The organism is Ruixingdingia sedimenti, from assembly GCF_031432425.1.
In the GTDB taxonomy this organism is placed as follows: domain Bacteria; phylum Pseudomonadota; class Alphaproteobacteria; order Rhodobacterales; family Rhodobacteraceae; genus Ruixingdingia; species Ruixingdingia sedimenti.
The window spans coordinates 1-1,440 of the sequence record NZ_JAVKPH010000105.1; the positions used below are offsets into that span (position 1 = coordinate 1).

The following is a 1,440-nucleotide window of genomic DNA, read 5'->3' on the forward strand; positions in this document are numbered from 1 at the left end:
AGCACCGCCGCGACCCTGCGGCATGGGCAGGCGCTGGATGATCTGCGCGCCCGGTTCAACCCGCTCTTCGCCGTGTCTCGCGCCTATGAGCAGGAACTGCGCGACATCGCGGATGCTGAACGCCAGGGCGCGATCACCTCGCGCGAGGCCGCCGCGGCGCGCGAGCGGGCGGCGCAGGTCATGGCGCCAGGCAGTGCAGGTGGAGGAGGTACCGGGGCAGCCGGATCCGGTCTGGCGCGCGGGCTAGCGACCAACTTGTCGTTCCAGATGAACGATATCGCGATGATGACCGCGATGGGCCAAAGCCCCTTCATGCTGATGATCCAGCAAGGCCCGCAGGTTGCCCAGATCTTTAGCCAACTCAAGGAATCGGGTCTCAGCCTGGGCGCTACCCTGTCTCGAGCCTTCGGGATGGTGCTCACAAGCTGGGGGCTCCTTGCGATGGGTGTCATCGGCGGCGGCGCGGCGCTGGTCCAATGGATGATGCGTGCGGCAGGTGGTGCGAAAACCCTTGAAGAACGGATGGATGAACTTGGCGGTGCCTTCGATCGATACCGCCGGTTCTCCGACATCGCGCGTGCCAGTTCTGCCGATCTCGTCCGCCAGTTTGGCGCCAGCGCGGAAGGAGCGCGCGGCCTGTATGAGGTACTGCTCGATCTCGGCCAGTTGTCGCTCGACCAGAAGCTGAAGAACACCGCGACCGCAGCGCGCGAGATGATGGGCATGATGAGCCCCAGTGCCGCGGGGCGAGGGTTCACCGGCTTCTTCGGGCTCGGCACCGGCGCGGCCCATGTCAGCGCCCACAGCAGCGATATCGCCGGATTTCAGGATACGCTGAAGCGGTTCGAGACCACCGAGGGGACTGACGATCAGATCGCCGGGCTGCAAGCAGTACTGGAGTTGGTCCGGCAGTACGCCACGCTGAAGGGCGGCATCACCGACCAGGAACAGGCGCTGATCGATCTGCTGCAGAAACAGGGTGACGTGCTGCTCGGCATCAAGGCCGCGGAAACCGCCCGGACGGAAGCGAGACGTCTGCAACTGGATCAGATGTCGCGTGAACAGGCGCAGCAAACGGAACTCGCCATTGCCACACGTATGTACGGCGAGAACGCGGTCGCCGTGGAGGTGCTGCGGGCCAATCACGCGCGGGCAGCCCTCGAAACCCGTCTCCAGGAGATGGGGATCGAGAAGAACAGCGCCGAGGCCGCTCGCCAACGGGGGGTGTTGGAGGCCCGGCTGCGCGCCGAAGCGGAGCTTTCGGCCTCCAAGCGAAAAAAAGCCGGGGGCGACATCATTGCGGATCTGAACCGGCAAACGGAGGTGTCCCAGGCGATCCTTTTGCACGGCGAGGATGCGGCCCAGGTCGAGTTGGTGCGCGAGCGGCATGCGCGCGAACTGCTCGGCGCCCGGACGCTGGAAGCAGGGCTCGGATGGGTG

1 protein-coding gene is annotated in these 1,440 nt (G+C 65.7%); it reads left to right on the forward strand.

The window, feature by feature from the left end; genetic code table 11:
- The coding region (locus RGD00_RS23255) for a phage tail length tape measure family protein (protein ID WP_310459609.1) at window positions 1–1,440 on the forward strand (1,440 nt) is incomplete at both ends.